General features: G+C 71.2%; 19 protein-coding genes. 10 read left to right on the top strand and 9 right to left on the bottom strand.

Features of this window, described 5'->3' with window-relative positions:
- Window positions 1-9 precede the first annotated feature (9 nt).
- The 5 genes from AC5L38_RS40210 to pdhA form a co-directional block, all read right to left on the bottom strand.
- Window positions 10-303 (bottom strand): Dabb family protein, encoded by a 294-nt coding sequence (locus AC5L38_RS40210; RefSeq protein ID WP_495248056.1) that lies wholly within the window; start codon window positions 301-303, stop codon window positions 10-12.
- Window positions 304-431: 128 nt separating this feature from the next.
- Window positions 432-2,174: an ABC transporter ATP-binding protein gene (locus AC5L38_RS40205; protein WP_495248055.1), complete on the bottom strand. Its 1,743-nt coding sequence runs from the start codon at window positions 2,172-2,174 to the stop codon at window positions 432-434.
- Window positions 2,175-2,839: 665 nt separating this feature from the next.
- On the bottom strand, window positions 2,840-4,291 hold the full coding sequence (locus tag AC5L38_RS40200; protein WP_495248054.1) for a dihydrolipoamide acetyltransferase family protein: 1,452 nt from the start codon (window positions 4,289-4,291) through the stop codon (window positions 2,840-2,842).
- A gap of 13 nt (window positions 4,292-4,304) precedes the next feature.
- Window positions 4,305-5,282 (bottom strand): alpha-ketoacid dehydrogenase subunit beta, encoded by a 978-nt coding sequence (locus AC5L38_RS40195; protein ID WP_495248053.1) that lies wholly within the window; start codon window positions 5,280-5,282, stop codon window positions 4,305-4,307.
- Entirely contained in the window at window positions 5,279-6,370 is a 1,092-nt protein-coding gene (gene pdhA / locus AC5L38_RS40190) for a pyruvate dehydrogenase (acetyl-transferring) E1 component subunit alpha (RefSeq protein WP_495248052.1), read from the bottom strand. The genes AC5L38_RS40195 and pdhA overlap by 4 nt, the downstream gene beginning before the upstream one ends.
- 333 nt (window positions 6,371-6,703) lie before the next feature.
- Between pdhA and purS the strand changes: the two genes are divergently transcribed.
- The 4 genes from purS to purL all read left to right on the top strand — a co-directional run bounded on the left by purS (window position 6,704) and on the right by purL (window position 10,696).
- Complete coding sequence (purS, locus tag AC5L38_RS40185; protein ID WP_329087025.1) at window positions 6,704-6,949, top strand: phosphoribosylformylglycinamidine synthase subunit PurS; 246 nt, start codon at window positions 6,704-6,706, stop codon at window positions 6,947-6,949.
- Window positions 6,950-7,091: 142 nt separating this feature from the next.
- A complete protein-coding gene (locus AC5L38_RS40180; protein ID WP_495248051.1) occupies window positions 7,092-7,559 on the top strand; it encodes an ATP-binding protein in 468 nt (155 codons plus the stop codon).
- A 201-nt stretch (window positions 7,560-7,760) separates the two neighbouring features.
- Window positions 7,761-8,444 carry a phosphoribosylformylglycinamidine synthase subunit PurQ gene (purQ, locus tag AC5L38_RS40175; protein WP_344747657.1) on the top strand — a complete coding sequence of 228 codons (684 nt, stop codon included), beginning with the start codon at window positions 7,761-7,763 and terminating at the stop codon, window positions 8,442-8,444.
- Window positions 8,441-10,696 carry a phosphoribosylformylglycinamidine synthase subunit PurL gene (gene purL, locus AC5L38_RS40170; RefSeq protein ID WP_495248050.1) on the top strand — a complete coding sequence of 752 codons (2,256 nt, stop codon included), beginning with the start codon at window positions 8,441-8,443 and terminating at the stop codon, window positions 10,694-10,696. The genes purQ and purL overlap by 4 nt, the downstream gene beginning before the upstream one ends.
- A 292-nt stretch (window positions 10,697-10,988) precedes the next feature.
- Here purL and AC5L38_RS40165 read toward each other — a convergent pair whose 3' ends face one another.
- Window positions 10,989-11,981 carry a collagen-like domain-containing protein gene (locus AC5L38_RS40165; protein ID WP_495248049.1) on the bottom strand — a complete coding sequence of 331 codons (993 nt, stop codon included), beginning with the start codon at window positions 11,979-11,981 and terminating at the stop codon, window positions 10,989-10,991.
- A gap of 301 nt (window positions 11,982-12,282) precedes the next feature.
- On the opposite strand from AC5L38_RS40165, the gene AC5L38_RS40160 reads away from it, so the two are divergent.
- The 3 genes from AC5L38_RS40160 (at window position 12,283) to AC5L38_RS40150 (ending at window position 16,784) form a co-directional block, all read left to right on the top strand.
- Window positions 12,283-14,271, top strand: a complete 1,989-nt coding sequence (locus AC5L38_RS40160; protein ID WP_495248048.1) for an adenylate/guanylate cyclase domain-containing protein — start codon at window positions 12,283-12,285, stop codon at window positions 14,269-14,271.
- Between the two features lie 57 nt (window positions 14,272-14,328).
- Window positions 14,329-14,997 (top strand): Crp/Fnr family transcriptional regulator, encoded by a 669-nt coding sequence (locus AC5L38_RS40155; protein WP_389923555.1) that lies wholly within the window; start codon window positions 14,329-14,331, stop codon window positions 14,995-14,997.
- Between the two features lie 290 nt (window positions 14,998-15,287).
- Window positions 15,288-16,784 carry an MFS transporter gene (locus tag AC5L38_RS40150; protein ID WP_495248047.1) on the top strand — a complete coding sequence of 499 codons (1,497 nt, stop codon included), beginning with the start codon at window positions 15,288-15,290 and terminating at the stop codon, window positions 16,782-16,784.
- Here AC5L38_RS40150 and AC5L38_RS40145 read toward each other — a convergent pair.
- On the bottom strand, window positions 16,770-17,435 hold the full coding sequence (locus AC5L38_RS40145) for a TetR/AcrR family transcriptional regulator (RefSeq protein ID WP_495248080.1): 666 nt from the start codon (window positions 17,433-17,435) through the stop codon (window positions 16,770-16,772). The genes AC5L38_RS40150 and AC5L38_RS40145 overlap by 15 nt on opposite strands.
- 82 nt (window positions 17,436-17,517) lie before the next feature.
- Between AC5L38_RS40145 and AC5L38_RS40140 the strand changes: the two genes are divergently transcribed.
- On the top strand, window positions 17,518-18,954 hold the full coding sequence (locus AC5L38_RS40140) for an MFS transporter (RefSeq protein ID WP_495248046.1): 1,437 nt from the start codon (window positions 17,518-17,520) through the stop codon (window positions 18,952-18,954).
- A gap of 188 nt (window positions 18,955-19,142) precedes the next feature.
- On the opposite strand, the gene AC5L38_RS40135 is transcribed toward AC5L38_RS40140, so the two are convergent.
- Window positions 19,143-21,239 (bottom strand): PhoX family protein, encoded by a 2,097-nt coding sequence (locus AC5L38_RS40135; protein WP_495248079.1) that lies wholly within the window; start codon window positions 21,237-21,239, stop codon window positions 19,143-19,145.
- Window positions 21,240-21,399: 160 nt separating this feature from the next.
- Here AC5L38_RS40135 and AC5L38_RS40130 point away from each other — a divergent pair, with 160 nt between their 5' ends.
- Entirely contained in the window at window positions 21,400-21,855 is a 456-nt protein-coding gene (locus tag AC5L38_RS40130; protein ID WP_495248078.1) for a sterol carrier family protein, read from the top strand.
- A 26-nt stretch (window positions 21,856-21,881) separates the two neighbouring features.
- On the opposite strand, the gene AC5L38_RS40125 is transcribed toward AC5L38_RS40130, so the two are convergent.
- Window positions 21,882-23,357, bottom strand: coding sequence for a DUF4190 domain-containing protein (locus AC5L38_RS40125; protein WP_495248045.1), 1,476 nt, complete (start codon window positions 23,355-23,357; stop codon window positions 21,882-21,884).
- Window positions 23,358-23,517: 160 nt separating this feature from the next.
- Between AC5L38_RS40125 and purF the strand changes: the two genes are divergently transcribed.
- Entirely contained in the window at window positions 23,518-24,963 is a 1,446-nt protein-coding gene (gene purF / locus AC5L38_RS40120; protein WP_495248044.1) for an amidophosphoribosyltransferase, read from the top strand.
- Window positions 24,964-24,965 lie beyond the last annotated feature (2 nt).

Raw genomic sequence — 24,965 nt, 5'->3', positions numbered from 1 at the left:
GCCGCCGTCCTAGACCTCGAACTGCGCCGCCGCCCGCGAGGCCACGATCGGCTTGATGTGATCGGCGATCGCCGCCTGGTGCAGCGGGTGGTCACGGTAGACGAGGAAGTCGTCGACACCGTCGAAGTCCGCGACGACGGCGAACTGGTGGTTGCCCGGGTTCACACCCGCGTCGGGGCCGAGGGTGTAGGCGCGGATCTCCGTGATGGCCCCGGGCAGCTTGGCGAGCTCCGTGGCGACCCTGGCCCGCTGCTCCTCCGTGGCCTCTTCCTTCCAGGTGAACAGCACGACGTGCCGGAACATGATCTTCCCTTCGTTCGGGTGCCCCAGGTCTCCTGAGTGCCCGGCAAGCGTACGGCCAGGCCCGTCGCCGCCCTCCCACCACCCCCGGCCGGCGCGGGAGGGCGCCGATCTCGTACGGGAACCCGCTCTCACGCCGGGCGCAGGGCGGACCCGCGGGGCCCCGCGGACTTGATCCTTATCCGGCTGGAGCGTCTCGGCACGGCTTCGAGCACGATCTTGTGGGCCGCCTCGGGGATGAACCGGAGGTCGTGGGTGATCAGGATGGTGGTCCGCCCGGCCATCAGCCGCTTGAGCGGTTCCATGATCCGTGCGGCGGTGGGCGCGTCGAGGCCCGTCATCGGCTCGTCGAGGACGAGCACGGGCGCGTCGCGCAGGATGGCCCTGGCGATGGCGATCCGCTGGCGCTGCCCGCCCGACATCAGCCGGCCGCGCTGCCCGATCGGCGTGTCGTACCCGAGGGGAAGGGCGGTGACGAAGTCGTGGACGTCGGCCATCACCGCGGCCCTGACGACGGCGTCCTCGTCCGCGCCGGGGCTTCCGTAGGCGATGTTCTCGCGCACGGTCCCGGAGAAGAGCAGGTTCTCCTGCTGCAGGATGGTGATGTTGTCACGCAGCGACTCACGTGACAGCTCCCGGACGTCCGTCCCGTCGAGAAGGACGTGTCCGGCCGTGGGGTCGTAGAAGCGCAGCAGGAGCTTCGCGATCGTGGACTTGCCCACGCCGCTGGGGCCGGTGCACACGACCAGCTCCCCCGGCTCGACGGCGAAGGACAGGTCCCGCAGCGTGGGCCTCCTCCTGTTCGGATAGGTGAAGCCGACCCCGCGGAACTCGATGCGGCCCTGCCCGCGCCCCAGGTGGACGGCGTCGTCGCGGTCGGTGACGGTCGGCCGGGTCCCCAGGATCTCGATGACGCGGTCGGAGCCCGCCGCAGCCTCGGAGACGGTGAGGGCGATCTGGCCCAGGTTCTGCACCGCCGGGTAGAGGTAGGCGAGGTAGGCGGCGAAGGCGAGCAGGCCGCCGATGGTGAGGCGTCCCGAGGAGATCTCCCACGCGCCGAACCCGAGGATGGTGATCAGGCAGATGGTCTCGATGACCTGCAGCACGGGCCCGTACAGGGAGGAGAGCCACGCCTGCGCCACGTTCGCCCGCATCCAGGTGCTTCCCTCTTCGTGCAGCCGCTCGGCCTCGACACCCTGGCGGTTGTAGGACTGGACGAGCGACTGGTTGGACAGGCCCTCCTCGATGACGCTGTTCATGATCCCGTTGCTGAGCCGCTCGCGCGCCGACACGGTCCTGAACCTGCCCGCGAAGACCTTGGCGACCAGCAGGAAGGCCGGGACCAGCAGGAACGTCAGCAGCGCCAGGTCCCACCTGATGTAGAAGGCGGCACCGGCGAAGAAGACGATGCTGACGAGCGTGGTGAAGAGCTTGACCAGGCCGGAGCCGATGAGTTCCTCGATGGCCTCGATGTCGTCGGTGAGCCTGGCCATCAGGTCGCCCAGGCGGCGGTTGTCGAAGAAGTCGGGCGTGAGCGTCTGGATGTGCTCGAACACCCTGTCGCGCAACCGCAGCAGGAAACGCTCGCCGCCGAGGGCGGTGACGTAGGAGCCCACGAAGGAGACCAGTCCCGCGATCGCCGCGAGGCCCAGCCAGGCGGCGGCGGGCAGCCAGAAGGCCCCCAGGTTCTGCTTGCTGAGGACCTCGTCCGTGATGTGGCCGAACAGGCCGATCGCGGCGACCTCGCAGACGGCCGCGACGATGGCGAGCACGCCACCGGCCACGAGCAGGTGGCGGATGCCCCGGGTGTACGGCCAGAACTCCCGGAAGGTCCTGCGGATGGTGACCGTCGGCGCCAGCGGGGGACGGCGCACCGCGGCCCTCACCCCGTGGGGCGAGAGCGACTTCGAGAATGAGAGCCGACGGTTGACCCGCCGGCTCTCATTTGTTTCAGCTAGCACCGGATCCGGCCTACCACCACCATCCGCCTCCGCCGCCGCATCCACAGCGGCGCCGACGACGGCAGCATCCCCAGTTCATGAGCCGGCTGGTCGGGAAGAGCTGCTTGAAAGTCATGGCTTCCCCCTTCGTGCTGAGGTTGTCGCGCTTACCAACCACGACACTAGCACCCATACCCTGACAAATCACCAAATGCAGCATGCATTAAAGATGTTTTAACAAGCCATTCGGAGAAGCCGTAAAACGTATGGGGGGTAAAGGCTGGAACAAGTTCCAAGTGTTGCCCCACAGCCTCGCCCCAGCTGGGGATACGCACCTTAAAGCTTGATCAACAGGAGACAAAGAGGGGTTTCCCATTACCGCCCGAGTGACGGCCTCGCACGGCGTCCCGGCGGCCGTACGGACCGCTCGAAGCCCTCGGCCGTTTTCCCGTCGCGGCAATTGGCGCAAAGACCGGGAAATGCCGGGAAGCCACTCCGAGGCATATCGGAACCCCTTTGACTCGTCCACCGGACCGCTCCGCAACCGCCGGCGGGCCCGTCCCCTCCTCTGAGGGGGCGGGCCCGCCGGTGTCGTGGGGTCAGCCCCAGGCGAGCATGCGGAGGGGGTCCTCAAGCATGGCGCCGACGTCGCGGAGGAACAGCGAGCCCAGCTCCCCGTCCACCACCCGGTGGTCGAACGAGAGGGCGAGCGTGCAGACCCTGCGCGGCACGACCTGCCCGTCCACCACCCACGGCATGTCCCTGACCTGGCCGAACGCCAGGATCGCCGACTCGCCCGGGTTGAGGATCGGGGTACCCGCGTCCACCCCGAAGACGCCCACGTTGGTGATCGTGATCGTGCCCCCCGCCATGTCGGCGGGCTGGGTGCGGCCCGCCCTGGCGGTCTCGGCGAGGCCTCCGAGGGCACCGGCCAGGTCGGGCAGCGACAGGCGGTGGGCGTCCTTGACGTTGGGAACGAGCAGGCCGCGGGGGGTGGCCGCGGCGATGCCCAGGTTGACGCGGTGCTTGACCACGATCTCCTGGCGGGCCTCGTCCCAGGCAGAGTTGATCATCGGGTACCGGCGGGCGGCGACGAGCACCGCCTTGGCGACCATGAGCAGCGGGGAGACCTTGACCCCGGCGAAGTCGGGCAGCCCGCGCAGGCGCTGGACCGCCTCCATGGTCGCCGTCACGTCCACCTGGAGGAACTCCGTCACGTGCGGCGCGGTGAACGCGGACGCCACCATGGCCTGCGCGGTCGCCTTGCGGACCCCCTTGACCGGGATCCGCTCCTCGTCCTCGCCCTCCCAGGTCGCGGCCCTGGGGGCGGGCGCCGCCCGGACGTCGTCCTCCCGGGCGGGGGCGGCGAGCGCGGCCTGGACGTCGTCCCTGGTGATCGACCCGTGCGGGCCGGTCCCCAGGAGGGAGCCCAGGTCGACCCCCAGGTCCTTGGCGAGCTTCCGCACCGGGGGCTTCGCCAGAACCGCGACCCGCCCCGGCGACGAGGCCGTGGACGAGACCGGGGAGGCGACCGGGGATCGGGGCGAGGCCGCGTCGGGACCGTTCACGCCGGGCGGCACCGCCTCGGGAGCCCGCGCCGCGGACGCCGTTCCCTCGGGGGCGCTTCCGGAAGGCGCACCGGGCGCGCTTCCCGGCGAGGAGGACGGTTTGCGGGGGCGGCGCCTGGCCGCGCCCGGCTTGACGCCGTAGCCCACCAGCACCGGCTGCCGTACCTCGGCCGGCGGGGTCGGCACCATGTCGTCGGCCAGGGCCTCCGTCCGATCAGCCGTCGGGGCCGCGGCGGGCGGGGGGCCGGAGCCGTCGTCCACCGCGATGATCGGCCTGCCGACGTCCACGACCTCGCCCTCGTCCGCCATCAGGGCGGCCACCACGCCCTCGAACGGGGAGGGGAGCTCGACGACGGCCTTGGCGGTCTCGATCTCCACGATGATCTGGTTGACCTTGACCGGGTCCCCGGTCTTCACGTGCCAGCGGACGATCTCCGCCTCGGTCAGGCCCTCTCCCACGTCGGGGAGCTTGAACTCCTTCATCTCCAGCCCTTCCTCAGAACGCGAACGCGCGGTCGACGGCGTGCAGGACCCGGTCCAGGTCGGGCAGGTAGTGGTCCTCCAGCCGCGAGGGGGGGTAGGGGGTGGAGGGTCCTCCGGCCCTCAGGACCGGGGCCTCCAGGTGATAGAAGCACTCCTCGGTGACGCGGGCGGCGACCTCGGCGCCGAAGCCGTTGAAGACCGGCGCCTCGTGCACCACGACGCAGCGCCCGGTCCGGCGCACCGACTCCACGATCCTCGCGGTGTCGAGCGGGTTGAGCGAGCGCAGGTCCACGACCTCCAGGGAGCGGCCGTCGTCCTCGGCCGCCTTCGCGGCCTCCAGGCAGGTCTTCACCATCGGCCCGTACGCGAGCAGGGTGAGGTCCGTCCCCGGCCGCACCACCCTGGCCTCGTCGAAGGGGGTCCAGCCGGAGGAGTCGACGTCCACCTCGGCCTTCTCCCAGTAGCGCCGCTTGGGCTCGAAGAAGATCACCGGGTCGTCGCAGCGGATCGCCTGCTGGATCATGGTGTAGGCGTCGGCCGGGTTGGAGCAGGCCACGACGCGCAGTCCCGCCGTGTGGGTGAAGTAGGTCTCGGGCGACTCGCTGTGGTGCTCCACCGCGCCGATGCCGCCGCCGCACGGGATCCGGACGACGACCGGCAGTTTCAGCTTGCCCAGCGAGCGCAGCGGCATCTTGGCGAGCTGCGTGATGATCTGGTCGGCCGCGGGGAAGACGAACCCGTCGAACTGGATCTCGCAGACCGGCCGGTAGCCGCGCAGCGCCAGGCCGATGGCCGTCCCGACGATGCCCGACTCGGCCAGGGGGGTGTCGATGACCCGCTGCTCGCCGAAGTCCTTCTGCAGGCCGTCCGTCACCCGGAACACGCCGCCGAGCTTGCCGACGTCCTCACCCATGACGAGGACCTTGGGGTCGTCCTCCATGGCCTTGCGCATGCCCTCGTTGAGCGCCTTGGCCATCGTGAGAATGCTCATGCCTCGAACCCCTCCAGGTAGGTGGCGAACTCGGCACGCTCGGCGTCGATCAGGGAGTGCCGCTCGGCGTAGACGTTGTCGAAGATGGCCAGCGGTTCGGGGTCGGGCAGTTCGAGGCAGCGCTTGCGGACGTCCCGTCCCAGCTCGTCGGCCTCGGCGTCGACCGCGTCGAAGAACTCCTGGTCGGCGATCTGGCTCTTGAACATGTAGGCCCTGACCCGCTCGATGGGGTCCTTGAGCTTCCACGCCTCCAGCTCGGCGGCCACCCGGTAGCGGGTCGGGTCGTCGGAGGTGGTGTGGGCGCCCATCCGGTAGGTGAAGGCCTCGATCAGCATGGGCCCCTGCCCGGACCTGGCGTCGGCCAGCGCCTTGCGGGTGACGGCCAGGCAGGCGAAGACGTCGTTGCCGTCGACCCGGACGCCGGGGAACCCGAACCCGCTGGCCCTGCGGTACAGCGGGATGCGCGACTGCTTCTCCAGCGGCTCGGAGATCGCCCACTGGTTGTTCTGGCAGAAGAACACCACCGGCGCGTTGAACACCGACGCCCAGATGAACGACTCGTTCACGTCGCCCTGGGAGGTGGCGCCGTCGCCGAAGTAGACGATGCTGGCGGCCTCGGCGCCGTCGCGCTGGATGCCCATGGCGTAGCCGACCGCGTGCAGGGTCTGGCTGCCGATCACGATGGTGTAGAGGTGGAAGTTGTGCTCGGCCGGGTCCCAGCCCCCGTGGTTGACGCCGCGGAACAGGCCGAGGAGGTTGACCGGGTCGACCCCTCTGCACCAGGCCACGCCGTGCTCGCGGTAGGTCGGGAACGCCATGTCGGCCTCGGTCAGCGCCCGGCCGGAGCCGATCTGCGCGGCCTCCTGCCCGAGCAGCGAGGCCCACAGGCCCAGCTCGCCCTGGCGTTGCAGGGCCACGGCCTCCAGGTCGACGCGGCGGACCATGACCAGGTCCCGGTAGAGCCCGCGGATCTCCTCGGGCGTCAGGTCTATGTCGTAGTCGGGATGCTCGACCCGTTCTCCCTCGGGGGTCAGCAGCTGGATGAGCTCCGGAGGTGCTTCCGCACCACGAGAGGCGTCGGCTGTCACGTGCCGCTCCTGTGTGCTCGGGGCCGTCTGGATGGGTTCTCCACCTTTGTCCGGCCGATTCGCGACGCGTTCGACCCGTCTGGTGGTGGTTCGTCCGCGCTTGTGGCCATCGTGGCAGAGGTCACAGGCATGTGCGCAAGACCTGCCTCGGCGTCCATATGCTCCCCGTTCCCCGCGCGTTCCCTTTCACCCGCCCGTTTCGGGCGTGTGGCGCGGAGCCGCCGGGTGTTCTCCCTCGCGTACGACGTGGATCCGGCCCCCGCACCTGAGCACGGCCGGGGCCCGTTACTCTTGAGGCGCCGGACCGTCCCCGTCGCAACCAGGAGGAACACCGTGGCGCGCGTCATCGTCGACGTCATGCTGAAGCCCGAGATTCTCGACGCGCAGGGGCAGGCGATCGCCCGCGCACTGCCGCGGCTCGGCTTCTCCGGTGTCTCAGCGGTACGGCAGGGCAAGCGGTTCGAGGTGGAGCTCGAAGGGCCCGCCGACGAGGCGGCACTTGCGGACGTCCGAAAAATGGCCGAGACCCTGCTCGCCAACACGGTGATCGAGGACTACACCGTCACCGTCGAGTCCTAGGGCGTCACCCCCCGCAGACCAACCGCCCAGATCCGCCTATATCCGGCTTTGTGGGCGGAGCAATCCCACGGCTTGACCACCAGTCAATAACATTACGGTTATTTTGCGGTTAGCCCGGATTCTGTAGGGAAGCCTTCACGAGGTGACATCTGACCCCGGGAGGGAACCGGTGGACATGGAGTTCTCGCTGGCTCTGCCACGACAGGCCGTCGGTATTCCGATGGTCCGCAGGGCACTCGGTGACTCCTTGCGCTCGCTCGGAGTCACCGAAGACTGCGTCGCCGACATCCTGCTGGCCGTGACCGAGGCGTGCGCCAACGCCGTGCGGCACGGGGGTCCGGCCACCCGCTACGAGGTCGAGACCGCCATCGACCACGGCCGCTGCGACGTCCGCATCATCGACCGGGGCCAGGGCCTCGTCCGGGTGCCGGAGCACTACCCGCCGACCGACGCCGAGAACGGCAGGGGCCTGCTCATCATGCAGGCCGTGGTCGACGAGATCTCCTTCGCCATCACCCCCGGCCGGGGCACCGTCGTGCACCTGCGCAAGCACCTCGACTGGGACGAGGACGCGATCCACCCCCGCGACCGGGTGCTCGCCGCCGTGTAAGCCCGGTGAATCCGGTGAATCCGGTGAATTTGGCCCTCTGAACCCGGCCCTCGCCCCCTTCGTCGTCCCCTGAGCTGTGCGATCGGACACTCCGCGCCTGACCGCTCGCCGGGAGCGGATAGCCTGGGAGCACCGCCGCAGACCGACGTCCGAGTGTGTGAGACGCCGGCGCGGCGCTCGTTTGTGGAGGGGAACGCTGTCATGAGTGCTGCCCGCGTGGGCGTGGTCACTTTTCCCGGAACTCTTGACGATCAGGACGCGGCTCGCGCCGTGCGCCACGCGGGCGGCGAGGCCGTCCCGCTGTGGCACGCGGACCCCGATCTCAAGGGGGTGGACGCGGTCTTCCTGCCGGGCGGGTTCTCCTACGGAGACTACCTGCGCTGCGGGGCCATCTCCAGGTTCGCGCCGCTGATGGAGGAGCTGATCCCCGCCGCCGGAGCCGGGTTGCCGGTGCTCGGCACCTGCAACGGCTTCCAGATCCTCTGCGAGGCCCACCTGCTGCCCGGGGCGCTGATGCGCAACGCCGGGCTGCACTACATCTGCCGCGACCAGGGCATCCGGGTCGAGAACACCGCCACCCCCTGGACCTCCGACTTCACCGAGGGCCAGGAGATCGTGCTGCCGGTCAAGCACGGCGAGGGCCGCTACGTCGCCGACGAGGCGACCCTGAGCGCGCTGGAGGCGGGCGGCCAGGTCGTCTTCCGGTACGCGGGCGGCAACCCCAACGGCTCCCTGAACGACATCGCGGGCATCCGCAACGAGGCCGGGAACGTCGTCGGCCTCATGCCGCACCCCGAGCACGCCGTCGAGGACCTCACCGGCGCCCCGAGCACGGACGGGCGCGCGTTCTTCTCCTCGATCCTGAAGAAGCTGGTGAACGCATGAGTCTCGACACCGTCAAGCGGGCCGAGGACACCCCCGACGAGCGCCAGCCGTACGCCGAGCTGGGCATGAAGATCGACGAGTACGAGCGGGTCCGCCAGATCCTCGGCCGCCGGCCCACCGGCTCCGAGCTGGCCATCTACAGCGTCATGTGGAGCGAGCACTGCTCCTACAAGTCCTCCAAGGTGCACCTGCGCCAGTTCGGCACCAAGGCCCCCAAGTCCGAGGCGCTGCTCGTCGGCATGGGCGAGAACGCCGGGGTCGTCGACATCGGCGACGGCTGGGCCGCCACCTTCAAGATCGAGTCGCACAACCACCCGTCCTACGTCGAGCCCCACCAGGGCGCGGCGACCGGCGTCGGCGGCATCGTCCGCGACATCATGTCGATGGGCGCCCGGCCGATCGCGGTGATGGACGCCCTCCGCTTCGGCGCGGCCGACGCCCACGACACCCGGCGGGTGCTGCCCGGCGTGGTCGAGGGCATCAGCCACTACGGCAACTGCCTGGGCCTGCCCAACATCGGCGGCGAGGTCGTCTTCGACCCCTGCTACATCGGCAACCCGCTGGTCAACGCCCTGTGCGTGGGCCTGCTGCGCAAGGACCAGATCAAGCTCGCGGTGGCCCCCGGGCCGGGCAACAAGGTCGTCCTGTTCGGCGCGCTGACCGGCCCCGACGGCATCGGCGGCGCGTCCGTGCTCGCCTCGGCCACCTTCGAGGACGAGTCGCAGGCCAAGCGCCCCAGCGTGCAGGTCGGCGACCCCTTCATGGAGAAGCTGCTGATCGAGTGCTGCCTGGAGCTCTACCAGGCTGACGTGGTCGTCGGCATCCAGGACCTCGGCGCCGCCGGCGTCTCCTGCGCGACCACCGAGCTCGCGGCCAAGGGCACCGGCGGCATGGACGTCAGGCTCGACCTCGTCCCGCTGCGCGATCCGTCGCTGCGGCCCGAGGAGATCCTGATGAGCGAGTCGCAGGAGCGCATGATGGCGGTCGTCACCCCCGACGACATCGACGCCTTCATGGCGATCTGCGCGAAGTGGGACATCCCCGCGACCGTGATCGGCGAGGTCACCGATACCGACCGCCTCGTGATGACCTGGCACGGCGAGACCATCGTCGACATCCCGCCGGGCACCGCGGCCGACGAGGGCCCGGTCTACGAGCGGCCGTTCCACGAGCCCGCCGGCCAGGTCGCGCTGAACGGCGACGATCCCGGCCGCCTCGACCGCCCCGCCGACCTGCGCGCGGCGCTGCTGGAGCTCCTCGGCTCGCCGAACCTGGCGTCCAAGGAGTGGGTCACCTCCCAGTACGACCGCTACGTCCGCGGCAACACCGTGCTGGCCCAGCCCGCCGACGCGGGCGTGCTGCGCGTCAGCGAGGCCATGCCCGGCGCCGAGGAGACGACCAGGGGAATCGCCCTGGCCACCGACGGCAACGGCCGCTACGCCCGCCTCGACCCCTACGCCGGGGCCCAGCTCGCCCTCGCCGAGGCGTACCGGAACGTGGCCGTGACCGGCGCCACGCCGCTGGCGGTGACCAACTGCCTCAACTTCGGCTCCCCCGAGGACCCCGAGGTCATGTGGCAGTTCGCCGAGGCCGTGCGCGGCCTGGCCGACGCCTGCAAGACCCTCGGCGTCCCGGTGACCGGCGGCAACGTCTCGTTCTACAACCAGACGGGATCCGTCCCGATCAACCCGACGCCGGTGGTCGGCGTGCTGGGGGTCATCGACGACGTGGCCGGGCGCGTGCGGACCGGCTTCACCGGCGACGGCGACAGGATCGTCCTGCTCGGCGAGACCGAGGAGGAGTTCGGCGGCTCGGAGTGGGCGCACGTGGCCCACGGCCACCTCGGCGGGCTGCCGCCCGTGGCACGGCTGGAGTCGGAGCGCGACCTGGCCCTCGTCCTGACCGAGGCCGCCTCGCGGGGGCTGCTGACCGGTTCCCACGACCTGTCGGACGGCGGGCTGGCCATCGCCCTCGCCGAGGCCTGCATCGCCCAGGGAGTCGGCTGCGAGATCTCCCTGACGGGCGAAGACGCGTTCGTCGACCTGTTCAGCGAGTCGTCGGCCCGCGCGCTGGTGACCGTCGCGCCGGAGTCGTTCGACGCCTTCGCGGAGCTGTGCGCGGCCCGCGAGGTGCCCTGCTACGGCCTGGGCACCACCGGCGGCGACTCCCTGAACGTGGCGGGCGTCCTGGACATCCCGATCACCGAGCTCAGGGAGACCCACACGGCCACCCTGCCGGGCATCTTCGGCTGATCGTTTCTCTTACGGGTCAGAGGCCGGGCCCCTCACCGTCATGTGACGGTGAGGGGCCCGGCCGATCTATGTGGATCACACGGTCGGCGCCGGGGGCGACGCGGTGAGGACGGCGTGTCCCCACCGCACCGCCCGCCCGTCGCGTTCCCGCGAGTGGGTCGGAGGATCGGGCGTCCGCGCGGATCGCGTACACGACGCCCCGGGTCCTGCCGTCGCCCCCGCCCCCGTGGCCGGTGGGAACGCCTTCCCGCGATCTCGTGTTCGGCGTTCCGCGCCCGGCCCGGGGCCGGGACTACATGCAGATCGCGTAGACGGAGCCGCTGGTGTTCTTGCCACTCACGGTCCAGCCGGTCGGCGGGTTGCCGGTGGGCGCGCTCGTGTGGATCTGACCGGAGGCGCCGCCGCCGCTGCTGAAGCCGCCGCCCGTGGCGACCTTGCCCGAACCGCAGCTCACGCTCTGGCTGCCCCCCTGGCCGCCGAAGTTGAACGACGTGGAGACGGTGGCGACGGTGGGGGTTCCGGAGCCGCCGCCCGACCCCGGCGTGCCGGGGTCGCCCTTGGGGCCCTTCAGCGACGCGATGAACTCCGCCTTGGACTTGCCCCTGTTGCCGGGCAGTTCGAGCCAGACCTCGTAGGCGCTCTTACCGTCGTCGCCGTCCCTGCCGTTGCGGCCGTCGTCGCCGTCCCTGCCGGGCTTGCCGTCGGCCCCCTTGAGACCGGGGGCACCCGGCTTGCCGTCGTCGCCCTTGGGACCGGCCGGGCCCGCAGGGCCCCTCTCGCCCTGGATGCCGTTCTTGCCGTCGTCGCCCTTGGGGCCCTGCGGGCCGGCGGGTCCCTGCTGGCCGTTGACACCCTTCTCCCCGTCGGCTCCCTTGGGGCCCTGCGGGCCGGTTTCGCCCTTGGGACCCTGCGGACCGGCCTCGCCCTTGACGCCCTGCGGGCCGGTGGCGCCCTTGAGGCCCCTGAAGCCCTGCGGACCCTGCGGGCCCTGCGGCCCGGCGTCACCCTTGAGGCCCTGCGCGCCCCGCGGGCCCTGCGGCCCGGCGGTGGCGATCCCCTGCTGGCCCTGGGTCGTCTGCCCCCACCTGACCCTGATCTCGGTCGGCCTGCACTTGGCCGTCGCGTTGACGATCCGGGTGTAGCGCGTCTGCTTGTGGACGCACGCGTGAACCTCCGCCGCCGCCGACGAGGCGACGGCGCTGCCGCTCGCGGTGAACAACGTTCCGACGAGCACGCCAACGGTCACTACGGCGAGCGTGCGTCCGCCCGGCAACGTGATAGCCACAGGGCTTCCTTTCTGCGACACCAGAGCATGGTGTGATTGGAGGGATACACGTAGTACACGTTTCAATCGTTCCAGCGGTTGGCAGCTGGAACATCACGCTTCGGTGTCGAAGCCCGGCGGACAACTCGCCCGCCGACACCTGCCCCGTACGGGATAATCGGACCGTTCGGGGGAACCCGCCCGCTGGGCGTGGACGAACAAGACCGGGAACCGACAGGGTTCTCCAGACGCGGAGGCCACCGTGCCGACCATCAACCCGACAGACGCGGTCGCGGAAGACCGGGCCCGACGGGAACCGTATTTGCCACCGGCGACCCAGCCGATCCGCACGGTGGTGTGGGTGCTGCATCTGGCGCTGCCGATGCTGGGGCTCTGGCTGCTGCTGGCCGAGCCCGATCTGAACCTCGTCCTGCATGACAACCTCAGCCACTTCTGGCTGATCATCACCATCGCCGGGATCAACCTGGTCCTGGGTCTCATGGTCGGCGAGGCGTCGGCCCGGCGGGCGGACGCCCGGCTGCTGCTGGTCTCCCTGGTCTTCCTGAGCGGCGCGGGATCGTTCCTGGTGCACGGGCTCACCACGCCGACGATCATCCTGGACAAGATCAGCTACGGCTTCGACCTCTCGCACCCGGTCGGTCTCCTCGTGGCCTCGGTGTTCGCGTTCGCGTCGGCGCTGCCCCTGGGCGAGCGGGCGGCCGAGGCCGTGCTGAGGAACCAGATGTGGCTGCGCGGCGGTCTCGCGCTCCTGATCACCCTGTGGGGGGTGGCCTGCCTGGTGCCGAAGCTGACCCCGCTCAGCGGCGCGCCCCCCGAGGAGGTGGGCCTGGGCGGCGTGGAGTGGATCGGGGTGGCCCTCTTCGCGGCGGCGTCGGCGATGATGTTCCAGCTGCACCGCAGGCGCCCGGCGGTCGTGCTGATCAGCCTGGTCACCGCGTACGCGCTGCTGGCCGAGGCGCTGATCGCCGGGTTGTCCCACCGCAACTGGCACCTGTCGTGGTGGCTGTGGCACGCGCTGCTGACCACGGCGTTCGTCTTCGTCGCCTACAGCGCCTACATGCAGTTCCGGCGGGAGGGCACGAGCGCGGGGCTGTTCGACTCGGTGGCGCTCTCGGCGACGGTCCGCAGGATCAGGGCCGACTACGAGGCCGCCCTGGAGGAGCTCGTCGGCCACCTGCGGCGCAGGGAGGAGAGCAGGGTCCCGATCGCGAACAGGCTGGCGGGCAAGTTCGGGCTCACCGACTCGCAGGTGGCGGTGCTCGACCGGGCGGGCGAGGCGCTGGCCAACGAACGGGAGCTGAGCGACCGGCTCGCGGCGCTGGTCGACATCGGCAGGCAGGCTCGCGTGGGCCTGCCGGAGAAGGAGATGCTGGCCCAGGGCCTCGACCGCGTGCGGCAGGCGTACGGGGACGTCCGGATCAAACTGGTCGACAACGGCCGGGTCACCGTCAACTCCAAGGAGTACGGCCAGCGTGACTTCCCCGAGGACCAGCCGATCCGGCTGGAGGGGAAGGTCCTGCACCCGCTGACGGTGAAGGGCAGGCTCGCCGGGGCGCTGGAGGTGCCGATCGGCAGGACCCCGCAGGACGAGGCGCTCGCCGCCACGCTGGCCGGGCAGATGTCCATCTCCCTGGAGAACGCCCGGCTCTACAGCGAGCTGGAGACCCTCTTCCGGCAGTACATGTCGCCGGACGTGGCCCAGTCGCTGCTGGCCGACCCGCAGACCGCGGCGCTGGGCGGCGAGCTGGTGGAGCTGACCGCGCTCTTCGCCGACCTCAAGGGCTTCACGAGCTTCTCCGAGCGCGTGGCTCCCGGCGAGATCGTCGAGATGCTGAACCGCTACCACACCGCGGCCGTGCCCATCGTGCTCGGCAACGGCGGCACGATCGTGCAGTTCGTGGGCGACGCGCTGCTCGCGCTGTTCAACGCCCCCGCCCGGCAGGAGGACCACGCCCTCGCCGCGGTGCGGGCGGGTCTGGCGATGCAGGAGGCGGCCGAGGAGATAGCGGCGGGAATGCCCGGATATCCTCGCTTCAGGATTGGCATCAACACAGGTGAGGCGCTTGTCGGAAACATCGGCAGTCCTGAGCTGCGCGGGTTCAACGCGATGGGCGACTGCGTCAACGTGGCCGCCCGGCTCGAGGGGATCGCGGATCCCGGCAGCGTCGTGATCGGCCAGACCACCCTCGACCTGATCGGCCCCCAGGCCGAGACCCGGTCCCTGGGCTGGCTCAACCTCAAGGGTAGGGAACAACCTGTCCATGCCTACGTGCTGTCTGGACTCTCGTAAAAGTACCTTTCGCCGCGAGAGCCGTACGAACACAATCGAGATCGCCAGGAGGTGGTTATGACTTCTTCCCCCGAACCGGGCGAATTCATTACATTGCTCACGGAAGACGAGGTAAAGGCCCTGTACGCCGTCGGGCGACCCCGGCGCTGGGACAGGGGCGCGACGATGTTCACCGAAGGTGACGTGAGCGACTGGGTGCTCATCCTCACCTCCGGTCGCGTCAAGGTGTCCTCGCACACCGCGGGCGGCAGCGAGGTGGTCCTCGCGGTGCGCGGGCCCGGGGCGCTGCTCGGCGAGTTCGCGGCGATCGACGGGCTGCCCAGGTCCGCCACGGTCACCGCGCTCGAACCCGTGGAAGGGATCACGGTCCGCGACTTCTCCTCGTACCTGCAGGCCAATGGGAGAGTCGCCGTACTGCTGATGCAGATGGTGACCGGCAAGATGCGCGACTCCGACCGCAAGCGCATCGAGTACGGCGCGTTCGACACCACGGGCCGCGTGGCCACCCGGCTGGTCGAGCTGGCCGAGCGGTACGGCGAGCCGGACAACGGCGGGGTGCGGGTGGCGCTGCCCCTCTCCCAGGACGAGCTGGCCGGCTGGACCGGGGCCTCCCGCGAGGCGGTCAGCAAGGCGCTGCGCTCCCTGCGCGACCGCGGGCTGATCGAGACGGGCCGGCGCCGCGTGATCATCCACGACATGGAGGGCCTGCGCAAACGGGCCCGCTGAGAGCGGGCCGCACGACCGGGCCACATGACCGGGCCGCACAACCGGGCCACATGACCGGGCCGCACGACCGGGTCATGCGCCCGAGCCGCACAAACGGGGCATATACCCGCGCCATATGACCTGGTCATACAAACCGTGCCGCATGGACCGACGGAGGGGCGTGCCTGCCCGCGGGGAAGGCACGCCCTCGGCACGCGGGGGCGGCCTCGGGGGCGGGACACGGCAGCGGAGCGTGCTTCGGGGTGGAACTGGATCACGGCCGACGCACAAAGCACGTCAGACTGGTATCCATGGTCGCAATCCCCCAAGACCTGCCCGGATCCCCCGAATACCTATCGAAACTCCGCTACGCATGGCGGGTCTGCTCGGTCACCAGCCTCGGGCTGGTCATGATCGGCATCTCCGGCAGCACCCTGAACGTGGCGCTTCCCACCGTGGTCAGGCACTTCCACGCGGACGCGTTCTCCGCGGGCTGGGTCCTGCTCGCCTTCCTGCTCGTCAACACCGCGACGCTGGTGTTCTTCGGCCGGGTGGCCGACCTGCTCGGCCGCCGGGAGATCTACCTGGCGGGGTTCGTCCTGTTCACCCTCGGATCGTTGCTGGCCGGGCTCTCGCCGGGCATCTGGTTCCTGATCGCGATGCGCGCGGTGCAGGCGGTCGGTGCCGCGATGATCCTCGCCAACGGAACCGTGATCATCACCGACGCCTTCCCTCCCGACCGGCTCAGCCAGGGCATGGGCGTCTACATCGGCACCCTCTCGGTCGCCCAGCTCGCCGGCCCCACCCTGGGCGGCCTCATCGCCGAGACCGCCGGCTGGCAGTGGATCTTCTGGATGAACGTGCCCGCGGGGGTGATCGCCCTCACCTGGGGCGCGTTCACGCTGCGCCGCGTCGCGCGGGGAGCGCGCCGGCCGGTGGACGCGCTCGGCAACCTGATCGTGTTCGCCGCCCTCTCCGCCGCCCTGATCGCGCTCTCCGAGGCGGGCTCGCGCGGCCTGTCGAGCCCCGTGGTGATCGTCGGCGCGGCGATCGCGGTGGCGCTGGTGCCGGTACTGGTCGTGGTGGAGCGCCGGGCCTCGCACCCCGTACTCGACCTGCGGCTGTTCGGCGAGCGCATGCTGGCCTTCGCCAATCTCGCCTCCTTCTGCAACGCGATGGCGCGTTCCGCGCTGATCCTGCTGGTCGCCCTCTACCTCCAGGCCGCCAGGGGCGTGGACGCCGTCACCGCGGCCCTGGGCGTGCTCCCCGTCCCGATCGGCATGGCCCTCGCCTCCCCGATCACCGGCGCCCTCGGCCGCCGCATCAGGCCGTACGCGCTGTCGGTGGGCGGCGCCCTGATGGGCACGACCGGCCTGGGCGTCCTGCTGCTGAACACCGACCCCGTCACGCCGTACTGGATCATCGCGGTGGGCCTGTTCCTGTGCGGCTGCGGCAGCGGCACCTTCCTGACCGGCAACACGACGCAGGTCATGTCCGCCCTGCCCGCCGGGAGCCTGGGCGTGGTGAACGGCTTCCGGCTCATGATCATGAACGTCGGGATCGTGCTGAGCGTCGCGCTCACGCTCAGCGTCCTGACCAGCTCGGTCAGCGCCGAACTGCGCGGGCAGGTGTACGCGGGCACGCTGTCACGCGTCTCCCCCGTCGCCGTCGAGCAGCTGATGACCGGTTTTCAGCGGACCTACGCCGTCCTGTTCGCCGTGGCGCTCGTCGGCGCCCTCGCGGCCGCCCTCGCCCGCCCCCGCCGCTCCGGGCGCGCGGGGCCGGCGCCCTCGTCAGCTCCCTCCTGAGCGGGCGGAGAGCGCCTCGATGCCGGCCATGAGGAGGTCGACGCCGAAGGTGTCGTAGAGGTCGGGAGCGCTGCCCTCGGAGAGGGGCACGGCCATCTCCACGATGTGCGGGTAGACGTCCGGCGGCAGCGACTGGAGCCTGAGCCGCTTGAGACGCGTCCGCTCGGCCGCCTCCTGCTCGGAGAGACCGGGAGGGCAGGGCTTCCTCGGAGCCGCCGCCAGCGCGATCGCGCCGCTGAGCAGGTACTGGGAGATCATGCAGCTCTCGTCGGAGGAGAACCCGCCGCGCTTGGCGAGACCGAGGGCCGTGTCCCAGACCTGTATGAAGGCGGGCACCTCGATGTGGTCCACCGCGTCCAGCACGTCCGCCGCGCACGGATGGCGCCGGAGCACCCTGACCAGGCCCGCGACGAGCTCGCGGAGCCCCTCCTGCCACGGGCCGGCGTAGCCCCCCTCGATCACGAAGCCCTCGATCAGGTGGCCCGCCATGCCGGCGGTCAGCTGCTCCTTGTTCTTGAAGTGCCAGTAGAGCGCCATCGGGGTGACACCCAGCTCCTGGGCGAGCCTCCGGATGGTCACCGCCGCCAGCCCCTCGGCGTCGCCGATCTCCAGCGCCTGCTCGACGACCGCCTCGCGGGTCAGTTTCCCCATCACGCTTGACAACTATACGCCGTACGGGTTCCACTGTGCACCGTACATGTACACCGTATAAGTACAACGTAGAGGACGGGGAATGACGGACACCCGCAGGTGGTGGGCGCTGGGAGCGATCTCGCTGGCCACCTTCATGACATATCTCGACAACAACGTGGTGAACGTGGCACTCCCCACGATCCAGCGGGACCTCGGGCTGAGCATCTCGGGGCTGGAATGGATCGTGAGCGGCTACATCCTGGTGTTCGCCGGGCTGATGCTCGTCGGCGGGCGCCTGGCCGACGTGTTCGGGCGGCGGCGCGTCTTCCTGATCGGCCTGGTCGTGTTCACCGCGGCGTCGTTCGCGGCCGGGATGGCCACCGACGGCGGCGTGCTGATCGCCACCCGGGCGGTGCAGGGCGTGGGGGCCGCGTTCCTCACCCCCACGGCGCTGGCCCTGCTCACCTCGACCTTCCCCGACACCAGGGAGCGCGCGACGGCGGTCGGCCTGTGGAGCGCGGTCGGCGCGCTCGCCCTCGCCCTCGGCCCGCTGACCGGCGGGTTGATCAGCGAGCGCTGGCACTGGGGCTGGATCTACCTGATCAACGTGCCGATCGGGATCGTGACGCTCGGCCTCGGGCTCTGGGCCATCAGGACCGCTCCCCAGGAGACGGCACGGCGCGGCCTCGACGTCCCGGGCCTGGTGACGTCGAGCCTGACGCTGTTCGCGCTGACGTACGCGCTCATTGAGGGCGCGGGGGCCGGCTGGACCTCCCCGGAGATCCTGGGCGCCTTCGGGATCGCGGCCGTGTCGGCGCTCGCCTTCGTCACGATCGAGCGCCGCGGCCGGGAGCCGATGATCGACCTGTCACTGTTCCGGTCGCGGGTGTTCAGCGGGGGCACGCTGTCGATGGGCCTGTGGTCCTTCGGGGTGTTCGGCATCTACTTCTTCACCGCGCTGTACCTGCAGAACGCGCTGGGCTTCTCGCCGATCGAGGCCGGGTCGGCGTTCGTGCCGATGGCGCTGGTGATGGCCGTCACCGCCACCCTCGCCCCGAGGCTGGACAGGTCCCTGGGCACCGCGCGGACCGTGGCGGCCGGGCTCCTGCTCATGGGCGTGTCGGTGTTCGGGATCTCGTTCGTCGGGGAGGGCGGGTCGTTCGGCGACCTGCTGCCGTGGTTCCTGGTCTACGGGGTGGGCGGCGGCATGCTGGTGCCGCTCACCACGGCGATCCTCGGCGCCCTTCCGGCGGGCAGGACGGGGGTCGCCTCGGGCGTGCTGAACGTCTCGCGCGAGGTCTTCGGCCTGCTCGGCATCACGGTCCTGGGGGCGATCCTCGGCGCGCGGCAGTCCTCGCTCCTGGCGGAGGGCGCCGGGCAGCTGACCGCCTTCCTGGACGCCTACCGGTACACGCTCGTCGTCGCCGCGGCCATCGTGCTGGTGGGCGTGCCGGTGAGCCTGCTGTCCCTGCGGGCCTCCCGGGCCGCCGCCCCACCGGCGGCCGCCGAGGAACGCCCCGCCGTACCGGTGGGCTAGTACCCCGAACGCGGAACGGCACCGGCCCGCGCCCCCTTGAGCGGGGCGCGGGCCGGTGCCGCTGTGGCGGACGCGGGCGGGGCCGGACCCGGCCCGCGTCCCCCTGGCGGGCGCGGGCCGTTCCGTGCGGACGGGGCCGACGGCCGGATCGGGAACCCGTGAACCGGGGCCGTGAACCGGAGGCCGGGTCAGGAGCCGATCTTGCCGCCCTTCGCGTGCCAGGCGACCACCACGGACGGGCGGGGCTGGGAGGAGCCGCCGTCGGGCCAGTGGCTGGTGGGCGCCTCGGGGGTGGCCCCCGTGGTCTCGCCGGGGTGCTGCACGGCCACGAAGACGCTGCGCTGGTCCGCGGTGACCAGCGGGCCGCAGGTCTCCGCGCCGACCGGCACGCTCAGGAACTGCTTCAGGTGACCCCGCTCGGGACCGCGGACCGGCATGGCGAACAGGCCGTCGTGGGCGCCGAGCTGGCTGCCGTCGGTGGAGATCCAGAGGTTGCCGTCGGCGTCGAAGGCGACGTTGTCCGGGCAGGAGATCGCCGAGACCTTGGTCTTGTCGAACCCGGCGAAGTAGGTCGCCGGGTCGTTCGGGTCGCCGCAGACCAGGGGCAGGGACCAGGCGAAGGTCGTGGCCCCGGCGTCGTCGCGCCGCTCGACGATCTCCAGGACGTGGCCGTGCTTGTTGGCCGGACGGGGGTTGGCCTCGTCCACCTGGGCCGGGGTCCGGTTGGTGTTGTTGGTCAGGGCCACGTAGACGCCGCCGGTGACGGGGTTGCGCTCCACGTCCTCGGGACGGTCCATCTTGGTCGCCCCGACCTTGTCGGCGGCCGTACGGGTGTAGACGAGCACCTCGGCGGCCGTCATCCCGGGAACGTGCGAGACCTTGCCGGTGACCAGCGGGATCCACTGGCCGGAACCGTCGAACTGCCCGTCGGAGGGGAGCTTGCCGGTGCCGTCGATCTCGGTGACCGGGCTGTCGCCGGTGAACTTCGCCACATACAGCGTGCCGTCGTCCAGCAGGGTCCGGTTGTGCCGGTCGAAGCCCCGGATGTAGCGCTCCCGGGAGACGAACTTGTAGACGTACTCGAACCGGGAGTCGTCGCCCATGTAGGCCACCACGCGGCCGTCGGCGGCCAGGGAGGTGGTGGCGCCCTCGTGGGCGAGCCTGCCCAGGGCGGTGCGCTTGATCGGGGTGGAGTCGGGGTCGAACGGGTCGATCTCCACGATCCAGCCGGTGCGGTTGATCTCGTTCGGGTGCTTGGCCAGGTCGAAACGCTCGTCGACCCGGTCGAACCTGCGGTTGCCGCTCGGGATGCCCGTGGTGGCGCTCACCCCGTAGCGGGTGAGGTACGGCTTCTGCGCCTCGGGCACGCCGTTGCCGTTGACGAAGTACTGGTTGAAGTTCTCCTCGCCGCTGAGCACCGTGCCCCACGGCGTGGTGCCGCCCGCGCAGTTGTTCAGCATGCCGACCGGCGTGGTGCCCTTGGGGTCGGCGGCGGTCCTCAGCAGGGCGCTGCCCGCGGCCGGGCCGGTGAACTTCATGGGGGTGTGCACGGTGATGCGGCGGTTGTAGCGACGGGAGCCCCGGGTGACCAGCTTCCACTGGCCGGACCCGCCCACCCGCTCGATCTCGACCACCGAGCCGCCGTGCGCGGCCATCCCGATCCTGATCTGCTCCTCGGTCGCGGCGGTGCCGTCCGTGTAGCCGCGGAACATCAGGTTCTCGTCGGTGTACTCGTGGTTGACCCAGAGCAGGCCCCGGTGCTGCCCCATCGGGAAGAGGGTGACGTAGTCGCAGTTGTAGCCGAACTGCTTGGCCTGCGCGGCCGCCGTCTGGTTCTCGAAGTCGAACGCGGGGGCGCCGGGCAGGACCGGGTCGCCCCAGCGCACCACGGCCGCCGACAGGTAGCCCGAGGGGACCGTCACCCTGTCGTCGGTGTTCGGCGCGATGGCGGTGAAGCGAAGGCCGCCCTTCTGGCCGTGCCCGTGCCCGTGCCCGTTGCCGTGCCCGTGGCCTCCGCCGAAGGTGGTCGCGTCCGTGTCCGGGTCGGCGAGGGCGGGGACTGCCGTGCCGATCCCGACCCCGGCGACGACGGCGCCCAGGGCGCCGGCGCGCAGGATGCCCCGGCGGGTCATCGCCTCGGCGACCACGTCGCCGAAGTAGCTGTTGTCGCTGGTGTTCGTCACATCGTGGGCGCACTGGTCACCGCAGCGGAACCGGCAGGTGAGCGCGCTGCGTCCACCCTTGTGAGGGCTCGTGAGCAGGGGGAGCAGTCGGCGCGGCGACATGTTCGCCACAGGGTCCTCCAAAAAGGGGCGAGGTCTTCCGGCCCGGAGGCTACGCCGACCGGCCGAACCCGGGGTGAACGACGTTTGCCCAGATGATGAACCGTTTGTTCGGATGTGCCACCCGGTGGCGCCGTCCCGGGACACGGCTCCGGCGGGCATCATGGAGGGCGTGCCACCTCACAAACCCGACGCGGCCAAGGTTCGCGCCGCCCTCGACACCCAGCTGAGCGCTCTCGGCGAGCCGCCCTACGACGGGCCCGGCGGGCTCGCGGCACTGCTCGGCGCCTGCGTGAGCGTGGTGCTGCGTGCCTTCGAGCGCGGGATCCGCCCGGAACGGGAGATCACTCGCTTCGCCGTACGGCACCTGCTGGACGAGCTGGCGACGGCCGCCCCGGGCCGGACCGTCGAGGTGCGGGTCCCGCCCTACGCGGCGGTGCAGTGCGTCGAGGGCCCCCGCCACACCCGGGGCACCCCTCCCAACGTGGTGGAGACCGACGCCCGCACCTGGCTGGAGCTCGCCACCGGTGCTCTGACCTGGTCCGAGGCGACGGCCGCCGGAAAGATCGCGGCGAGCGGCGCCCGCGCCGACCTGTCCGGCCACCTCCCTCTCCGATAGCGGCCCCGGACAGGTCGCGGGTCCCGTTACGGGGCGGCCGGCACCTGGACGCCGAACCTGTCCTCGATGCAGCGCCGCTGCAGCTCCGGGGGCAGGTTCACGCAGTCGCCGACCTTGCTGTAGAGCCAGCTCAGGAACACCGCGGCGATCACCAGGGTGAGCAGGCTCAGCGCGATCCCCACCCAGGCCCGGCCCGGCCTGGACTTCTTGGCGAGCGCGACGATGCCGACGATCAGGCCGACGATCGCCACCAGCACGCCGAGGCCGCAGACGACGAGCGACACGATCGCGACGATCCCGAGCACCAGCGCGGCGGTACCCAGCCCCCCGCCGGGCCTGCGCCCCTCGTCCGGGTACGCCGGATAGGGCGCGTGCGGATAGCCGGGCACGCCCGGGGGCGCCGGGTACGGTGTGCCGCCCTGGAGCGGCTGGGAGGAATCGCCCGGGTACGGTGTGCCGCCCTGGAGCGGCTGGGAGGAACCGCCCGGGGGTTCCTGCCGCACGCCGGGGCCGCCGTAGGGCTGCCCGGCCTGCTGCGCCTCCCCGTACGTGGGCCGCTCCCCGTGGCCCGGCCCTCCGTACGCCTGCTGACCCGTTCGCTGCGGATAGTCCTGCTGCGGGGCTCCCGGGGTGCCCGGCGCGGGCGGCCGGTCCGCCTGGAAGCCACCGGCGGCCCCGGCGGCCCCTGCTGCCCCGGCCGACGTGGCGGCCCCCGCGCCCTCGGAAGACCCCTGCGAAGCCGCCGGTTCCTCGGCGGACGCGGGCCGCTCGGCGGGCGCCGACTGCTCGTAACGCGAGGGCGGGGCGGGGGCGGCCGGCGTTCCGGGACGGTCCGTATCGGGACGGCCGGACCCGCCGGGGGTCTCCGAGGCGCTCTCCCAGCCGGGGTAGGCGAGCGGCGTGGTGCCCGGCACGGTGTGAGGCTGCCCCTCCGGCGCGGCGTGCGAGCCGCCCGCCTGGTCGGGCGGGGGCACCTCCGGCGCGGCCGGTGTGTCCGGATGCGGCGGAACCCGTGGTTCCGCGGGAATCGAGGACGGCGGCCAGGTCGAGGGCTCCTCGGGGTCGGGAGCGGGTGTCTCGGGATCCGGCTCCTTCCACGGCTCCGGGGTCGACGGCACCGGAGGCGTCGATCCCGACCCCCACACGGCCTCCCCGCCGGACTCCCGGCCCGATGGCTCGGCCCTGCCGGAGATCTCCGTCCACCCGGCCGACTCGGCGTGACCGGGAGACCCCGTACCCCCAGGCCCCGTACCGCCCGAGGGGTCGGTCCACCCGGCGGGCTCGCCCGCCGGGGTGGGGGGCTGGCGCCACGTGGGCGGCTCGTTCGAGGGAGGGACGGGCCAGGCGGCCGGTTCCGGGGTGGCGGGCTCGTGCTCGCCGGGGATCGTGGCCTCCTCCGGGGTGCCCGGTGGCTCCTCGGAGCCGGACCCCTCCTGGTCGGAGCGCCTGTCTCGCGGCACCCGCCGCGGGCCGGACTGGTTCGGGTCCACAGGTGTTGTCACGTCTCTTCTCCCGACGCTCGGGCATGCCGGATATCTCACACTCCCCTGTCAGCCATCGGCGAAACAGGCTGACACGGCAAAACACCGATGATCGTTCGGTCAGGGTGCGACATGCCACGGAACGGACCCTGGGTGCGAGCAGGGAAGAAGCCGACCTAGAATGAAGCATGTGCTGAAGGGCGACGGCCATCTGAGCCATGACCTTGACCCCCGCGACCGGCCTCCGAAGGACGCATGTGGCGTCTTCGGGGTGTGGGCCCCCGGGGAGGAAGTCTCCAAACTCACCTACTACGGGCTGTACGCGTTGCAGCACCGCGGTCAGGAATCCGCGGGCATCGCGGTCAGCGAGGGCAGCAGGATCCTCGTCTACAAGGACATGGGCCTGGTGGCCCAGGTCTTCGACGAGTCCGTGCTCGGGACCCTCCGCGGCCACCTGGCGATCGGCCACTGCCGCTACTCGACCACCGGATCGAGCGTCTGGGAGAACGCGCAGCCGACGCTCAGCTCGACCGAGTCCGGCGGGCTCGCGCTCGCCCACAACGGCAACCTGATCAACACCCCCGAGCTGTCCAGGCGCCTGGCCCCCGGTTCCACCCGGGCCACCACCGACACCGAGGTGCTGACGACGCTGCTGGCCCAGGATCGCGGCCAGTCCATCGACGACGCCGCCGCCGAGCTGCTTCCACAGGTCAGGGGCGCCTACTCGCTCGTCTTCATGGACGAGAAGACCCTCTACGCGGCCCGCGACCCGCAGGGCGTCCGCCCGCTGGTCCTGGGGCGCCTGGAGCGCGGCTGGGTGGTCGCCTCCGAGACCGCGGCCCTGGACATCGTGGGCGCCACCTTCGTCCGCGAGATCGAGCCGGGCGAGCTGATCACCATCGACGAGCGCGGCGTGCGCTCGCGCAGGTTCGCGCTCGCCGAGCCCAAGGGCTGCCTGTTCGAGTACGTCTACCTGGCCCGCCCCGACACCACGATCGCCGGCCGCGGCGTGCAGACCACGCGCGTCGAGGTCGGCCGCGTGCTGGCCCGCGAGCACCCGGTCGAGGCCGACCTGGTCATCCCGACCCCCGAGTCGGGCACCCCCGCCGCCGTCGGCTACGCCGAGGAGAGCGGGATCCCCTACGGTCAAGGTCTCGTCAAGAATTCCTACGTGGGCCGGACCTTCATCCAGCCGTCGCAGACGATCCGCCAGCTGGGCATCCGGCTGAAGCTCAACCCGCTGAAGGAGGTCGTCGCGGGCAAGCGCCTGGTGGTCGTGGACGACTCGATCGTGCGGGGCAACACGCAGCGGGCGATCGTCAAGATGCTGCGCGAGGCGGGCGCCCTGGAGGTGCACGTCCGGATCTCCTCACCGCCGGTCAGCTGGCCGTGCTTCTACGGCATCGACTTCGCCACCCGGGCCGAGCTGATCGCCGGTTCGCTCAGTGTGGAGGAGATCCGCGCCTCGCTCGGCGCCGACTCGCTCGGATACATCTCGCTGGAGGGCCTGACCGCGGCCACCACGATCCCCGCCGACCGGCTCTGCCGCGCCTGCTTCGACGGCGAGTACCCGATCCCGATCGACCAGGACAATGTGGGCAAGTACGTGCTGGAGGCCAAGCGTTGAGC

Source organism: Streptosporangium nanhuense, from assembly GCF_059358815.1.
This window is presented reverse-complemented; position numbering and strand designations above follow the sequence as displayed.

What these genes read in the sequence shown, in the direction of transcription:
- AC5L38_RS40140 (WP_495248046.1), top strand. Translation starts at nt 17,518, where the DNA reads ATGACGGACACCCGCAGGTGGTGGGCGCTGGGAGCGATCTCGCTGGCC.
- AC5L38_RS40155 (WP_389923555.1), top strand. Translation starts at nt 14,329, where the DNA reads ATGACTTCTTCCCCCGAACCGGGCGAATTCATTACATTGCTCACGGAA.
- AC5L38_RS40200 (WP_495248054.1), bottom strand. Translation starts at nt 4,291, where the DNA reads ATGAAGGAGTTCAAGCTCCCCGACGTGGGAGAGGGCCTGACCGAGGCG.
- AC5L38_RS40195 (WP_495248053.1), bottom strand. Translation starts at nt 5,282, where the DNA reads ATGAGCATTCTCACGATGGCCAAGGCGCTCAACGAGGGCATGCGCAAG.
- AC5L38_RS40130 (WP_495248078.1), top strand. Translation starts at nt 21,400, where the DNA reads ATGGAGGGCGTGCCACCTCACAAACCCGACGCGGCCAAGGTTCGCGCC.
- purQ (WP_344747657.1), top strand. Translation starts at nt 7,761, where the DNA reads ATGAGTGCTGCCCGCGTGGGCGTGGTCACTTTTCCCGGAACTCTTGAC.
- AC5L38_RS40135 (WP_495248079.1), bottom strand. Translation starts at nt 21,239, where the DNA reads ATGTCGCCGCGCCGACTGCTCCCCCTGCTCACGAGCCCTCACAAGGGT.
- purF (WP_495248044.1), top strand. Translation starts at nt 23,518, where the DNA reads ATGAAGCATGTGCTGAAGGGCGACGGCCATCTGAGCCATGACCTTGAC.
- AC5L38_RS40145 (WP_495248080.1), bottom strand. Translation starts at nt 17,435, where the DNA reads ATGGGGAAACTGACCCGCGAGGCGGTCGTCGAGCAGGCGCTGGAGATC.
- AC5L38_RS40150 (WP_495248047.1), top strand. Translation starts at nt 15,288, where the DNA reads ATGGTCGCAATCCCCCAAGACCTGCCCGGATCCCCCGAATACCTATCG.
- purL (WP_495248050.1), top strand. Translation starts at nt 8,441, where the DNA reads ATGAGTCTCGACACCGTCAAGCGGGCCGAGGACACCCCCGACGAGCGC.
- AC5L38_RS40210 (WP_495248056.1), bottom strand. Translation starts at nt 303, where the DNA reads ATGTTCCGGCACGTCGTGCTGTTCACCTGGAAGGAAGAGGCCACGGAG.